A 12,559-nucleotide genomic window follows, 5' to 3' on the forward strand; every position below is an offset into this window, starting at 1 on the left:
GCCAGCCCTGAACGATAGGCGGCACGCCGCTAGCGTGCAAGCGCGTCCAGGGCCTCATCCAGGCCTTCGGTCCAGTCACCGAGGTGAAGGCCGGTGTCGCGCCTGAACGCGCCGGTGTCGAGCCGCGAGTAGGCCGGGCGGCGGGCCGGCGTGGGGAACTGGCTGCTCGGGATGGCCTCCAGCGCGGGCGCCCGGGCCAGCAGGCCCCGTGCGACCGCCCCGCCGAAGATCCGGTCGGCGAAACCATGCCAGCTGCATTCGCCCTCCGCCGCCAGGTGCCAGGTGCCGCTGGCGCCGGGCATCACCTGCTGCGCACCGGCCACGGCCGCGGCGATGCGGCGGGCGCTGGTCGGCGTGCCGCGCTGGTCGTCGACGACGCGCAGCAGCTCACGTTCGCGGCCAAGGCGCAGCATCGTGAGCAGGAAATTGTGGCCCCGCGGGCCGTAGACCCAGCACAGCCGGAAGATCTTGTGCGCCGCGCCGCTGGCCCGGATCGCCTCTTCGCCGGCCAGCTTGCTCCGGCCGTACACGCCCAGCGGACCGGTCCGGTCGTCTTCGCGCCAGGGTCGCGACTGGCTGCCGTCGAAGACGTAGTCGGTGGAGAAATGCACCAGGCCGATGCCCGCCTGCGCACAGGCCCTGGCCAGCACGCCAGGCGCGTCGGCGTTGATCCGGAACGCCAGCTCGCGCTCTTCTTCGGCGCGATCGACGGCGGTGTAGGCGGCGGCGTTGACGACCAGGTCGGGCGCGACGCGCTCGATCAGTGCGGGCAGGCTCGCGGGGTCGGCCAGGTCGGCGGTTTGCGCCGGGCCGCCTTCGGGCAGCCGGCCATTGCGGGTGGCGGCGACCACCTCGCCCAGCGGCGCCAGCGCTTCGCGCAGTTCATGCCCGACCTGGCCGTTCGCACCCAGCAGCAGCAGGCGCATGCCGGATCAGCCCTCGAAAACCGGCAGGCGGTCGGCGGGAATGTCGGCCAGGAAGGCCGCGACGGCGTCCTTGCCCGACAGCGACGGGGCCGACACCGGCCAGTCGATCGCCAGGTCGGCGTCGTCCCAGCGGATCGCCGCATCGGCCTGCGGGTCGTAGGTGTCGGTGCACAGGTAGTGGAACGTGGCGTACTCGCTGAGCACGACGAAGCCGTGCGCGAAGCCCTCCGGGATCCAGAACTGGCGCTTGTTCTCCGCGCTGACCACGGCCGCCGTCCAGCGGCCGAAATGCGGCGAGCCACGCCGGATGTCCACCGCGACGTCCCAGACCTCGCCTTCGAGCACCGACACGAACTTGCCCTGCGGCTTGGGCCACTGGTAGTGCAGGCCGCGCAGCACGCCCTGCTGCGACCGCGAGACATTGCCCTGCACGAATTTCGGCGCCAGCCCGAGCGGCGCCAGCTTGTCGTGGTTGAAGGCCTCGTAGAAATACCCGCGCTCGTCGCCGAACACCCGGGGTTCGAACAGCAGGCAGCCCGGCAGGTCGGTTTCGATGACCTTCAAGGCACCGCCCCGCGTTCGGCCAGCGACATCAGGTACTGGCCGTAGCCGTTCTTGGCCAGCGGCCGGGCGAGTTCCAGCAGCTGGGCGTCGCTGATCCAGCCGTTGGTCCAGGCGATTTCCTCGGGGCAGCACACGCGCAGGCCCTGGCGGGCCTCGATGGTCTCGATGAAGGTCGAGGCTTCCAGCAGCGACTGGTGCGTGCCGGTGTCGAGCCAGGCGTAACCGCGGCCCAGCTGCTCCAGGTGCAGGGCGCCTTCCTCGAGGTAGACGCGGTTGAGGTCGGTGATTTCCAGCTCGCCGCGCGGCGACGGCTTCAGGGCCTTAGCGAATTCAGGCGCGCGGCCGTCGTAGAAGTAGAGGCCGGTGACGGCGTAGTTCGACTTGGGCTTGGCCGGCTTTTCCTCGATGTCCACGACCTTGCCGGCGGCATCGAAGGCGGCCACGCCGTAGCGCTCCGGGTCCTTCACCCAGTAGCCGAACACCGTGGCGCCGTGCTCGCGCGCATCGGCGCGCTTGAGCCGTTCGGTAAGCCCCGTGCCGTGGAAGATGTTGTCGCCGAGCACCAGGCAGCTGGGCGCGCCGGACAGGAAGTCTTCGCCGATCAGGAAGGCCTGGGCCAGGCCGTCGGGGCTGGGCTGGGCTTCGTAGCGGATGTCCATGCCCCACTGCGAGCCGTCGCCGAGCAGGCGCTTGAACAGCTCCTGCTCGTGCGGGGTATTGATGACCAGCACCTCGCGGATGCCCGCCAGCATCAGCACGCTGAGCGGGTAGTAGATCATCGGCTTGTCGTAGACCGGCAGCAGCTGCTTGGACACCGACTGGGTGATCGGATAGAGCCGGGTGCCGGAGCCGCCGGCCAGGATGATGCCTTTGCGCTTCATTCAGGCCTCCTGGCCGATGCGTTCGAGCCGGTAGCTGCCGTCGAGCACGCGCTGCACCCAGCCGGGGTTGGCCAGGTACCAGTCCACCGTCGCGGCCAGGCCCTGTTCGAAGTCCACCGAGGGTTTCCAGCCGAGCTCGGACTGGATCTTGCTGGCGTCGATGGCGTAGCGCCGGTCGTGGCCGGGGCGGTCCTTCACAAAGGTGATCTGGGAGTCGCGCGGCTGGCCGTCCTCGCGCGGGCGGCGCTGGTCGAGCAGCGTGCAGATCGCCTTCACGACCTCGATGTTCTGGCGCTCGGCGTCGCCGCCGACGTTATAGGTCTCGCCGACCCGGCCGGCTTCGAGCACGCGGCGGATGGCGGCGCAGTGGTCCTTCACGAACAGCCAGTCGCGCACGTTGCGGCCATCGCCGTAGACCGGCAGCGGGTCGCCGGCCAGGGCCTTCTGGATGACCAGCGGGATCAGCTTCTCGGGGAACTGGAACGGCCCGTAGTTGTTCGAGCAGTTCGTGGTCAGCACCGGCAGCCCGTAGGTGTGGTGGTAGGCGCGCACCAGGTGGTCGGACGCGGCCTTCGAGGCCGAATACGGGGAATTCGGCGCGTACGGGGTTTCTTCGGTGAACCTGCCCTCGTCGCCCAGCGAGCCGTAGACCTCGTCGGTGGAGACGTGCAGGAAGCGGAACGCCGACTTCGCCTCGCCCTCCAGGCCCCGGAAATACTCCCGGGCGGCCTCGAGCAGGCTGAAGGTGCCCACGACATTGGTCTGCACGAAGGCGCCAGGACCATCGATCGAACGATCAACGTGGCTTTCGGCGGCGAAGTTGATGATCGCCTGTGGCCGGTGTTCGGCCAGCAGCCGCGCCACCAGGGCGCGGTCGCCGATGTCGCCCTGCACGAACAGGTGCTCCGGATTGCCATCCAGCGGCGACAGGGTGTCGAGGTTGCCGGCGTAGGTCAGTGCGTCGAGGTTGACCACGCGGATGCCCGACGCCACCGCGTCGAGCACGAAGTTGCCGCCGATGAAACCGGCGCCGCCGGTGACCAGCCAGGTCTGCATTGCGATGTTCCTGTCGGGGGAAGGCGCGGTCAGAACGGGATGTCGTCGTCCGGGAACGGGTCGTCGTTGCGCTGGGGCGCGGATCCACCACCACCGCCACGATTGCCGTAATCGCCACCGCCGCCGCCACCGCCACCGGAACGGCTGGCCGGACGCGCCGGGCGCTCGGAACGCATGCCACCGCCGCTGCCGCCGCCTTCACCACCGCCGCCGCCGAGCATCTGCATCTCGTTGGCGACGATTTCGGTGATGTACTTTTCCTGGCCGTCCTGGCCGGTGAACTTGTCGTAGCGGATCTCGCCCTCGATATACACCTGGCGGCCCTTCTTGAGGTACTCGCCGGCGATCTCGCCGAGCTTGCCGAACAGCTTCACGCGGTGCCACTCGGTGCGTTCCTGCTGGTTGCCTTCCTTGTCCTTGCGCACCGAGCTGGTGGCCAGGGACAGGGTGCAGATGGCCATGCCGCCCTGCGTGTACTTCATGTCGGGGTCGTTGCCGAGGTTTCCGACCAGGATGACTTTGTTGACACCACGCGCCATGGCGATCCGCCTTTGTAAGGTTCAGCTGAGATGAAGACCCGATTATGCCAGCCTTCGCCGCCCCGGCCACCGGCGATCACCCCCGCCCGGGGTCGGAAACCACCCGGAACGGGGGCCGGGAAACGTATAATCGCGCCATGTCCGCCCAGCCCCGCCCCGCTTCCCTGCCCGGCATCGCCCAGGTCCAGGCCCTCGCCGCCGGCGAGATGGCCGCCGTGGACGCCCTGATCCGCGGCCGGCTGGCCTCGGACGTGGTGCTGATCAACCAGATTTCCGAGCACATCGTCGCCGCCGGCGGCAAACGCCTGCGGCCGATGCTGGTCGTGCTGGCGGCCCGGGCCCTGGGCGGCGGCGGCCCGCGCGCGCACCAGCTGGCGGCGATCATCGAGTTCATCCACACCTCGACCCTGCTGCACGACGACGTGGTGGACGAATCCGACCTGCGCCGCGGCCGGCGCACCGCCAACGCGCTGTGGGGCAATGCGCCCAGCGTGCTGGTCGGCGATTTCCTGTATTCGCGCAGCTTCCAGCTGATGGTGGAGCTCGATTCGATGCCCGTCATGCGTATCCTGGCCGACACCACCAACCAGATCGCCGAAGGCGAGGTGCTGCAGCTGCTGCACGTGCACAACCCCGACACCGACGAAGCGGCCTACCTGCGGGTGATCGAGCGCAAGACGGCGGTGCTGTTCGCGGCCGCCACGCGCCTGGGCGCCCTGCTGTCGGGCGCCGATCAAACCACCCAGCAGGCCATGCACGCCTACGGCATGAACCTGGGCCTGGCCTTCCAGATCGCCGACGACGTGCTCGACTACACCGCCGACGCCGACGCCCTGGGCAAGAACCTGGGCGACGACCTGGCCGAAGGCAAGGCCACCCTGCCCCTGATCCACGCCATGGCCCACGCCGGCGACGAAGTCCGCGCCCGCCTGCGCGAAGCGATCGAAACCGGCGACGCCGGCGCCATGCCCGAAGTGCTGGCGGCGATTGGCCAGTCCGGCGGCATCGACTACAGCCGCGACCGCGCCGCCCACTACGCCGACCGCGCCGAAGCCGCGCTCGACGCGCTGCCGGACACCGATTGGTCACGCGCCCTGCGCGGCCTGGCCCGCTACGCCGTCGCGCGCGGGCACTGAACGACCTGTAGGAGCGCCTTCAGGCGCGAATTCGTTCTTGGCCAAAGGCCAAGCCAAAAGATTCGCGCCTGAAGGCGCTCCTACAATTCTGCGTCAGTCCCGGAAAACGTCGTCGAAGAAGTCTTCCATCATCCCGTAGGCGCGCTTCGCGGCGCGCGGGTCGTACATGCAGCCGGGGCTGTTGGCGTCGGCCTCGGCGAAGCAGTGCACCGCGCCGCTGAAGTTCACGAACTGCCAGTCGGCGCCTGCCGCGGTCATCTCGTCCTGGAAACCGGTGATCTGCGCCTGCGGCACGTAGGTGTCGGCGGCGCCGTTGAGCACCAGCAGGCTGGCGCCGACTTCGCCCGGCTTCGCCGGCAGGGTCGTTTCAAGGTTGCCATGGAAGCTGACCACGCCCGCCACGTCGGCGCCGCTGCGCGCCAGTTCCAGCACGATCGCGCCGCCGAAGCAGAAGCCGATGCCGCCGATGTCGGTGACGTCCAGCGGCGTCTTGCCAGCCGAGTCGCGCAGCACGCCCAGCGCGGTATTGATGCGGCCACGCAGGGATTCGCGGTCGGCGTACACGGCGCCGGCGGCCTTGCCGGCCTCCTGCGCATTGGCCGGGCGCACGCCGCTGCCGTACATGTCCACCAGCAGGATCACGTAATCGTCGTCCGCCAGTTCCTTCGCCTTTTCGACCGCCGCGTCGGTGACGCCCATCCAGTTGGGCACCATCAGCAGGCCCGGCCGGCGATCGTCTTCGTCGGGGTCGTAGACCAGGTAGCCGTCGAAGGTGGTGCCGCCGTGTTCCCAGCTCACCGGCTCGGCGAAGGCTTCGGCCTGGGCGGTGGTGGCAAGGGCGAACAGGGCGAGGGCGAGCAGGCAACGGCGCATGGCGGTGGGTCCTTGGAAACCGGGGTCAGAGTCGAGTTTTCCCGATGCTGGTCTCGCCGCCGTGAAACTGCAATGAAAGGGACAGGTGCAATTTCCCCGGGCCGGGCCGGCCAGCCGATTTCCCCCGGGGAAATTGCACCTGTCCCCGCCCTAGGCGACGCCGAGGCCGGGGATGGTGTTGATCAGGTCGGGGTCGAAGCCGGCGGCCTTGGCGAAGTGGCGGCCGCGGTCGATGTAGTCGCGGTAGCGCGGGAAGCTCGGGGCACCCGGCGAAAGCAGCAGCACGCCGTCGTGGCCGAGGGCCTGCAGGCCCAGCTTCACCGCCTCGCTGACCTCCTCGGCCTCGGCCAGGATGAAGCGCCCGCCCTGGGCCAGCGGCTTGAGCTTTTCGTGGATGCGCGGGCCGTTCTGGCCCATCGTGATCACCGCGGTCACCGGCTCCGAGGCGATGCGCTCCACGCACACCCCCCAGTCCAGCCCGCGGTCGTAGCCACCGACCAGCAGGGCCACGCGGCGGCCCCGGTAGCAGTCCAGCGCGGCGATGGTGGACTGCGGCGTGGTCGAGATCGAGTCGTTCACCGATTCGATGCCGTGGCGCAGGCCCAGCGACTGCAGCCGGTGCGGCAGGGCCCGGAAGCTGGCCGCGGATGCCGCAAGCCCTACTGCGTCCAGCCCCAGCGCCTCGAGCGTGGCCAGCGCCGCGCACAGGTTCAGGCGGTTGTGCCGGCCCGGCAGCGGCACGTGGCGGGCGTCGAGCACCGGCTGTTCGCCGCGGTAGACCATGGCCTCGCGCAGGTGCCAGCCATCGGCGTGGTTGAACCAGTGCACTTTCGTCGAAGCCGGCACGTCCAGCTCCACCAGACGCGGATCGCCGGCGTTGAGCACGGCCAGGCGCGGCGCCGCGCGGGTGACCAGGGCCAGCTTGTCGGCGAAATAACGCGCCTCGCTGCCGTGCCAGTCCAGGTGTTCCGGGAACAGGTTCAGCACCACCGCCACATCCACGTCGCTGGCTTCGCCGGTCTGGTAGCTCGACAGCTCGATCGCCCAGTACTCGGGCGGCGGCTGCACGTCCAGCAGTTCCAGCAGCGGCAGTCCGATGTTGCCGGCCAGTGCGGTGCGTGCGCCCGAAGCACGGAGCAGATGTGCAACCAACGCCGTGGTCGTGGACTTGCCCTTGCTGCCGGTGATGCAGATGCGCTTGCCGGCCGTCGGTTCCGCGAACCACAGGCCGCTGGCGCCGATGAAACGCACACCCTCGAGCGCGGCGTCGGCGGCCGGCGAGGTGTAGGGGCTGATGCCCGGCGATTTCACGACCACCTCGTGTTCGGCCAGCATCTGCGGATTGACGCTGGTTTCGATGCGCAGGGCCGGGTCCTGCATGTCGCGCAGGGGCTCGGCTTCGTCGTGCGAGCAGAACACGGTTACCGGCTGGCTGGGCAGGCGCCAGCGCAGGGCGGCCAGCGCCGAGCGGCCCTCGCGGCCGTAGCCCCAGATCGCGACCCGCTTTCCCTCAAGCTCCGAAATTCGCACGCAGACGCTCCCACAAGGCGTCGGGGATGCCGTGATCATCCGAGGGTTCGAGCAGCGACGCCAGTCCCCGGTCGGCCGGGTCGAGCTGCGGCCGGATTTCGCGGGCATAACGCTTCACCAGCGCGTCCTCGCGCCAGGCCGCGCTGCTGGCCAGCAGCTCCATCGCGGCGCGGGATTCGCGGCCCTCGCCCACGCACTCGAAGGGTTTGTGGTCGCGGTACTCCATCAGCGCGTCGAAGCCCGGGGCCTGGTCGGCCTCGTCGAGCAGGTTGCGGCCGAAGATGCCCATCAGCCGCGGCTTGGGCATGAACGGCGCCAGCGCCAGGAACACGAAGTGGCACTTCGGGCAGACGCCGCACCAGCGCTGCGCCGGACGTTCGCCGAGCAGGTGGAAATTGCGGTTGCAGCTGGAGAAATACGCATCGTAGTGGTCGATGCGCGCGAACTGCCGGGCCACCGCCAGTTCGGAAAACGGCCGCAGCAGCGAGTAGTAGCGCAGGTCGGCGGCGACATGACTTCGCAGGTGCGCAGCGAAGTCACGCTCGAATTCCCAGCCCTTGGACCACTGGTGGTTCACCTCGCCGGTGCCGGGGATCAGGCTGCCGTAGCTGGCCGAACGTTCGTTCGAGAACACGACCTGGTCGTGGCCGTGCAGCAGCGCGGCGAGGGCGAGGATCGCCGAATTCACCGCCGTCACCGGGATGTGGCCGTTGAGCGCGCCGCGGCGGTTGAGGTCGAAAAGGACCGGCGACAGCGCGCGGCCGATGTTCATCGTGGGCAGGCCCGTGCGCGCAGCGCAGGCCGCGATCAGCGGCGAACCGCCGACCCAGACGACGGTCTGTTCGACGCCGGCGGCGCGCAGGGCTTCGATGCTGACCAAAGAGTCCTTGCCGCCGCCGATGGCAACGAGGGCCCTGGGGGCAGAAGCATTCGCGCCTGAAGGCGCTCCTACAGGGTCCGTCGGCTCTTGTAGGAGCGCCTTCAGGCGCGAATTCCCCACCGGGAAACGAATCTTCCCGCGCAAGGACAGCCCGTTGCGGTAAGCAAATTCTCCCAACCCGTTCTCGTAAACCGAGGTCAGCAGCGCCGCCGTCCCCGCATCGATGTCGTAGCCCTCGATGCGGATTTCCGGCGGCACCGCCGCCTTGTAGTAGCTGACGCCCGCGACCAGGTGCAGCAGCCGCAGCGCCCGCTGCACCGCGGCGGCGCGGTCGCCGTCGAGCGCGAACGGCGCGCCCGGGAAACGCAGCACCTCGGTCATCACCGGGCCGTCGTCGAACGCGTAGTCCAGGCTGGCTTCACCGGTGTTGGCGTCGAAGCGGCAGTCGAGGAAGCGGAAGGCGCGCACGGCGCCCGGGTCGAAGTCAGTCATCGATCACGTCCTCCTGCGGCAGCGCGCGCAGGTTGTAGCGGTTGGCCATCACCGCGCCGTAGGCACCGGCGTGGCCGACCAGCAGCACGTCGCCTTCGGCGGTGGCCCCGGGCAGGCGCCGCTGCTTGCCGAGCACGTCGCTCGATTCGCAGACCGGGCCGACCACTTCGCAGGGCGGGCCGGGCGGCGCATCGGGGCGGCTCAGGTTGACGATTTCGTGCCAGGCGCCATACAGCGCCGGGCGCATCAGCGCATTCATGCCGCCGTCGGCACCGACGCGGCGAAGTCCCTGCTTGTCCACCACCTGGGTGACCGACAGCAGCAGCACGCCGGCTTCGGCGACCAGGTAGCGGCCCGGCTCCACCCACAGCGCGTAGTGCGGGTACGCCGCCTTGAGTTCGGCCAGGGCGGCGCCGTAGGCGACCAGGTCGAAGGGCGCGGCATCCGGGTCGTAGGCCACGCCCAGGCCCCCGCCGACATCGATGAAGGACACCGTGCCGATGCCTTCGGCGATCGCCGCCAGGCTGGCGTACACCGTGTGCCAGTGGCGGGCATCGTGGATGCCGCTGCCGATGTGCGCGTGCAGGCCGGTGATGCGGGCGCCGGCGGCGCGGGCGGCGGCGGCGAACTGCGGCACCGCTTCCGCGGCCAGGCCGAACTTGGCGTCCTTGCCGCCGGTTCGGACCTTCTCGTGGTGGCCCTGGCCAAAACCCGGGTCCACGCGCAGCACGATGTCACGGCCCTTGAACAGTTGCGGCCACTGCTGCAGCGGCACCAGCGAGTCGAGCGTGACGAACACGCCGCGCGCCAGCGCGGATTCGAACTCGCGGCGCGGCGCGAAGCTGGGCGTGAACAGCACGCGGTCGGGCGCCAGGTTCGGCAGCACGCCGAACAGGTGGTCGAGTTCACCCTGCGAAACACATTCGAAGCCAAAACCTTCGGCTTCCAGCGTGCGCAGGATCTCGGGATGCGGATTGGCCTTGAGCGCGTAGAAGCGCCGGTCGATCGCCGCCACGTCCATCAGCTCGCGGGCGCGTTCGCGCACGGTCGGCAGGTGGTAGGCGTAACGCGGCGTGCCGGCTTTCGCCGCTTCCAGCAGGCGCGGCCGCAGGCGCTGCCACCAGGTCTGCGGACGGCTTGCCGCGGGCTTGTCGAGGCTGCGCCAGCTGGGCCCGAACACGGCCGTCTCGGTCACCGGCATCGCGCCGCACTGCGCCAGCAGCGCGTGCAGGCGCGGCAGCATGTCTTCATCCAGGTCTTCGTCGAGCACGAAGGTGAGGTTGAGGTCGTTGGACGACTGCGAAATCAGGTGCACGCGCTCGCGGCCGAACTCGGCCCAGACGTCGGACAGCTTGTGCAGCAGCGAACGCATGCCGCGGCCGACCAGGGTGACGGCGGCGCAGGGCGCGATCACCTTCACCCGGCAGACCTGGCCGAGGTCGGCGCACAGCGCGTCAAGCACGTTGGTGCTGACCAGGTTGTCGCTGGGATCGAGCGACACGGTGACGTTGGCCTCGGACGAGCCGATCAGGTCCACCGACAGCCCGTGCGCCTTGAAACGTTCAAACACGTCGGAAAGAAAACCCACCTGCTGCCACATGCCGATGGTTTCCATCGACACCAGCACGATGCCGCGGCGCGAACTGATCGCCTTGACGCCCGGCACCGTGGTGGCCGAGGCGTCGATGACGGTGCCGGGCATGTCGGGGCGCGTGGTGTCGCGGATCCACAGCGGCACGCGCGCCTCGCGGCAAGGGTGGATGCAGCGCGGGTGCAGCACCTTGGCGCCGGTGGTGGCGATTTCCTGGGCTTCGGCGTAGTCCAGCCGCGACAGAAGCCGCGCCTCGGGAACCTGGCGCGGGTTGGCGCTGAACATGCCGGGCACGTCGGTCCAGATTTCCACCCGGCGCGCCTTCAGCAGCGCACCCAGGTAGGCCGCGGAGGTATCGGAACCGCCGCGTCCCAGGATCGCGGTGCCGCCGTCTTCGGCCCGGGCAATGAAGCCCTGGGCGATGCGCAGCGCCGGGCCGGCGGCGTCGAAGCGGGCGCGCAGCGCGGCGTCGCCTTCGAAATCGCAGGACGCCGACAGCCGGCGCGCCCAGTCGCTCTGGTTGGGCAGCGCGCGCGCCGACAGCCAGTCGCGCGAATCGGTCCAGCCAACGTCCAGGCCCTTCGAGCGCAGGTAGGCCACGCCCAGCGTCGAGGACAGCAGTTCGCCCTGGCCCAGCACTTCCGCCTGCCAGGCGAGCTCGCCGCCGGCGCGGCGCGGGTCGTCGGCGAGCGCCTGCAGCGCGGCCAGGCGTTCGCCCAGCACGTCGTCCGGATCGAGCCCCAGCTCGTCGCGGCAAAAATCGCGGTGGCGCTTCGCCAGCGCCTCGAAACGCGAGGCCGTGGCTGCCGCGTCGGCGTGGCCGTCGCAGATCGCCTGCAGTTCGTTGGTGACGCCCGACACCGCCGACACCACGACCAGAACCTTCGCGCCCTCTTCGGACGCGCGCCGTTTCATCAGCTCGCCAATGGTGTCCCAACGGTGGCGTCGGGACACCGAGGTGCCTCCGAACTTGAGGACGATCCAATCCGGTGCGACGGCACCGGCGGCGGGCGCGGCAGGAGTCATGGTCAGGGTTCTGGCTGTGGGAGGCCGGTGCGCGGGGCACGGGCCCACCGAGTGTAAACCAAGGGCGTGGAGGGGTGATTCACCGCCGGGCTGCTAATCTTCGCGCCTTCCCCGGGCAGGAAGCCCCCGATGCACTACCCCTTCGTACAACTCGACGTTTTCGCCGCCCGGCCGGGCGACGGCAATCCGCTGGCGGTGGTGTTCGACGCCAGTTCGCTCGACGAGGCCGCGATGCAGGCCATCGCGCGCTGGACCCGCCTGCCGGAAACCACCTTCGTGCTGCCGCCCACGACGCCGGAGGCCAGCTACCGGCTGCGCATCTTCAGCCCGCGCCGGGAGGTGCCGTTTGCCGGCCATCCCAGCATCGGCAGCGCCCACGCCGTGCTCGACGCCGGCCTGGCGACGCCGCGGGACGGCCTGCTGGTGCAGGAATGTGCCGTCGGCCTGCTGCCGATCCGCGTGCAGGGCGAAGGCCGGGAACGCCGCCTGGCGGTGCGTGCGCCGCGCGCCCGGGTGCTCGAAACCGGACGCCTGGACGACCCGCGGCTGGCACCCGTCTTGGCCGACCTTCCCTTGGGAAGCTTGCCGCCGGTGCTGATGGACGGCGGCCGTCGCTGGTGGCTGGCCGAACTGCGCGACGAAGCCTCGCTGCGTGCGCTGTCGCCGCCGTGGGCCGCCATCGCCGCGCTGGCCGCGGACACCGAAGCCATGGGCCTGTGCGTTTACGCCCGCTGCGCCGGCGGTGATCACGACCTGGCGGTGCGCGCCTTCGTCGGCCAGCCCGCGCAAGTCGAAGACGCCGCGTCCGGCGCCGCCAACGCCACGCTGGCGGCCTGGCTGCACCACGCCGGCGCCCTGCCCCACGCCGACGGCGCCTATGTCGTCAGCCAGGGCCGCGAAGTCGGCCACGACGCCCGCCTGTTCCTGCAGGTCGACGCCGAAGGCGAAGTCTGGTCGGGCGGCCAGGTGCAGACCGTCGTGCGCGGCACCCTGGACTGGTAGTCCGCAGCTGTAGGAGCGCCTTCAGGCGCGAATCTTTTGGCTTTGCCCTTGGCAAAGAAGGGA

Annotated in this window: 11 protein-coding genes; 2 read left to right on the plus strand and 9 right to left on the minus strand. The window is 70.0% G+C overall.

Annotation, left to right across the window (positions count from 1 at the left end; genetic code table 11):
- Positions 1–29: 29 nt before the first annotated feature.
- The 5 genes from rfbD to ssb are packed head-to-tail and all read right to left on the minus strand — an operon-like array spanning position 30 to position 3,966.
- Complete coding sequence (gene rfbD / locus ACE3TE_RS07255; RefSeq protein ID WP_374603579.1) at positions 30–926, minus strand: dTDP-4-dehydrorhamnose reductase; 897 nt, start codon at positions 924–926, stop codon at positions 30–32.
- A 6-nt stretch (positions 927–932) separates the two neighbouring features.
- Complete coding sequence (gene rfbC / locus ACE3TE_RS07260; RefSeq protein ID WP_374603581.1) at positions 933–1,490, minus strand: dTDP-4-dehydrorhamnose 3,5-epimerase; 558 nt, start codon at positions 1,488–1,490, stop codon at positions 933–935.
- On the minus strand, positions 1,487–2,371 hold the full coding sequence (rfbA, locus tag ACE3TE_RS07265; RefSeq protein ID WP_374603583.1) for a glucose-1-phosphate thymidylyltransferase RfbA: 885 nt from the start codon (positions 2,369–2,371) through the stop codon (positions 1,487–1,489). Before rfbA ends, rfbC begins: the two co-directional genes overlap by 4 nt.
- Positions 2,372–3,427, minus strand: a complete 1,056-nt coding sequence (gene rfbB / locus ACE3TE_RS07270) for a dTDP-glucose 4,6-dehydratase (RefSeq protein WP_374603585.1) — start codon at positions 3,425–3,427, stop codon at positions 2,372–2,374.
- 29 nt (positions 3,428–3,456) lie between these two features.
- The gene (gene ssb, locus ACE3TE_RS07275) at positions 3,457–3,966 is read right to left on the minus strand and encodes a single-stranded DNA-binding protein (RefSeq protein WP_374603587.1); all 510 of its coding nucleotides are present in this window, start codon (positions 3,964–3,966) and stop codon (positions 3,457–3,459) included.
- A 137-nt stretch (positions 3,967–4,103) separates the two neighbouring features.
- Between ssb and ACE3TE_RS07280 the strand changes: the two genes are divergently transcribed.
- Positions 4,104–5,102, plus strand: coding sequence for a polyprenyl synthetase family protein (locus ACE3TE_RS07280; RefSeq protein WP_374603588.1), 999 nt, complete (start codon positions 4,104–4,106; stop codon positions 5,100–5,102).
- Between the two features lie 93 nt (positions 5,103–5,195).
- Here the strand turns inward: ACE3TE_RS07280 and ACE3TE_RS07285 are convergent, their stop codons facing one another.
- The 4 genes from ACE3TE_RS07285 to ACE3TE_RS07300 all read right to left on the minus strand — a co-directional run bounded on the left by ACE3TE_RS07285 (position 5,196) and on the right by ACE3TE_RS07300 (position 11,494).
- Positions 5,196–5,975 (minus strand): dienelactone hydrolase family protein, encoded by a 780-nt coding sequence (locus tag ACE3TE_RS07285; protein WP_374603590.1) that lies wholly within the window; start codon positions 5,973–5,975, stop codon positions 5,196–5,198.
- A gap of 150 nt (positions 5,976–6,125) precedes the next feature.
- Positions 6,126–7,505, minus strand: a complete 1,380-nt coding sequence (murD, locus tag ACE3TE_RS07290; RefSeq protein ID WP_374603592.1) for a UDP-N-acetylmuramoyl-L-alanine--D-glutamate ligase — start codon at positions 7,503–7,505, stop codon at positions 6,126–6,128.
- On the minus strand, positions 7,486–8,877 hold the full coding sequence (murL, locus tag ACE3TE_RS07295; protein ID WP_374603594.1) for a UDP-N-acetyl-alpha-D-muramoyl-L-alanyl-L-glutamate epimerase: 1,392 nt from the start codon (positions 8,875–8,877) through the stop codon (positions 7,486–7,488). The genes murD and murL overlap by 20 nt, the downstream gene beginning before the upstream one ends.
- Entirely contained in the window at positions 8,870–11,494 is a 2,625-nt protein-coding gene (locus ACE3TE_RS07300; protein ID WP_374603596.1) for a bifunctional aspartate kinase/diaminopimelate decarboxylase, read from the minus strand. The genes murL and ACE3TE_RS07300 overlap by 8 nt, the downstream gene beginning before the upstream one ends.
- A 129-nt stretch (positions 11,495–11,623) precedes the next feature.
- Here ACE3TE_RS07300 and ACE3TE_RS07305 point away from each other — a divergent pair, with 129 nt between their 5' ends.
- Positions 11,624–12,496, plus strand: a complete 873-nt coding sequence (locus ACE3TE_RS07305) for a PhzF family phenazine biosynthesis protein (protein WP_374603598.1) — start codon at positions 11,624–11,626, stop codon at positions 12,494–12,496.
- The last annotated feature ends 63 nt before the right edge of the window (positions 12,497–12,559 follow it).

It is taken from the genome of Arenimonas sp., assembly GCF_041919775.1.
Classification (GTDB): Bacteria; Pseudomonadota; Gammaproteobacteria; order Xanthomonadales; family Xanthomonadaceae; genus Arenimonas.

What these genes read in the sequence shown, in the direction of transcription:
- rfbB (WP_374603585.1), bottom strand. Translation starts at nt 3,427, where the DNA reads ATGCAGACCTGGCTGGTCACCGGCGGCGCCGGTTTCATCGGCGGCAAC.
- ACE3TE_RS07280 (WP_374603588.1), top strand. Translation starts at nt 4,104, where the DNA reads ATGTCCGCCCAGCCCCGCCCCGCTTCCCTGCCCGGCATCGCCCAGGTC.
- ACE3TE_RS07305 (WP_374603598.1), top strand. Translation starts at nt 11,624, where the DNA reads ATGCACTACCCCTTCGTACAACTCGACGTTTTCGCCGCCCGGCCGGGC.
- ACE3TE_RS07285 (WP_374603590.1), bottom strand. Translation starts at nt 5,975, where the DNA reads ATGCGCCGTTGCCTGCTCGCCCTCGCCCTGTTCGCCCTTGCCACCACC.
- ACE3TE_RS07300 (WP_374603596.1), bottom strand. Translation starts at nt 11,494, where the DNA reads ATGACTCCTGCCGCGCCCGCCGCCGGTGCCGTCGCACCGGATTGGATC.
- rfbD (WP_374603579.1), bottom strand. Translation starts at nt 926, where the DNA reads ATGCGCCTGCTGCTGCTGGGTGCGAACGGCCAGGTCGGGCATGAACTG.
- murL (WP_374603594.1), bottom strand. Translation starts at nt 8,877, where the DNA reads ATGACTGACTTCGACCCGGGCGCCGTGCGCGCCTTCCGCTTCCTCGAC.
- ssb (WP_374603587.1), bottom strand. Translation starts at nt 3,966, where the DNA reads ATGGCGCGTGGTGTCAACAAAGTCATCCTGGTCGGAAACCTCGGCAAC.
- rfbA (WP_374603583.1), bottom strand. Translation starts at nt 2,371, where the DNA reads ATGAAGCGCAAAGGCATCATCCTGGCCGGCGGCTCCGGCACCCGGCTC.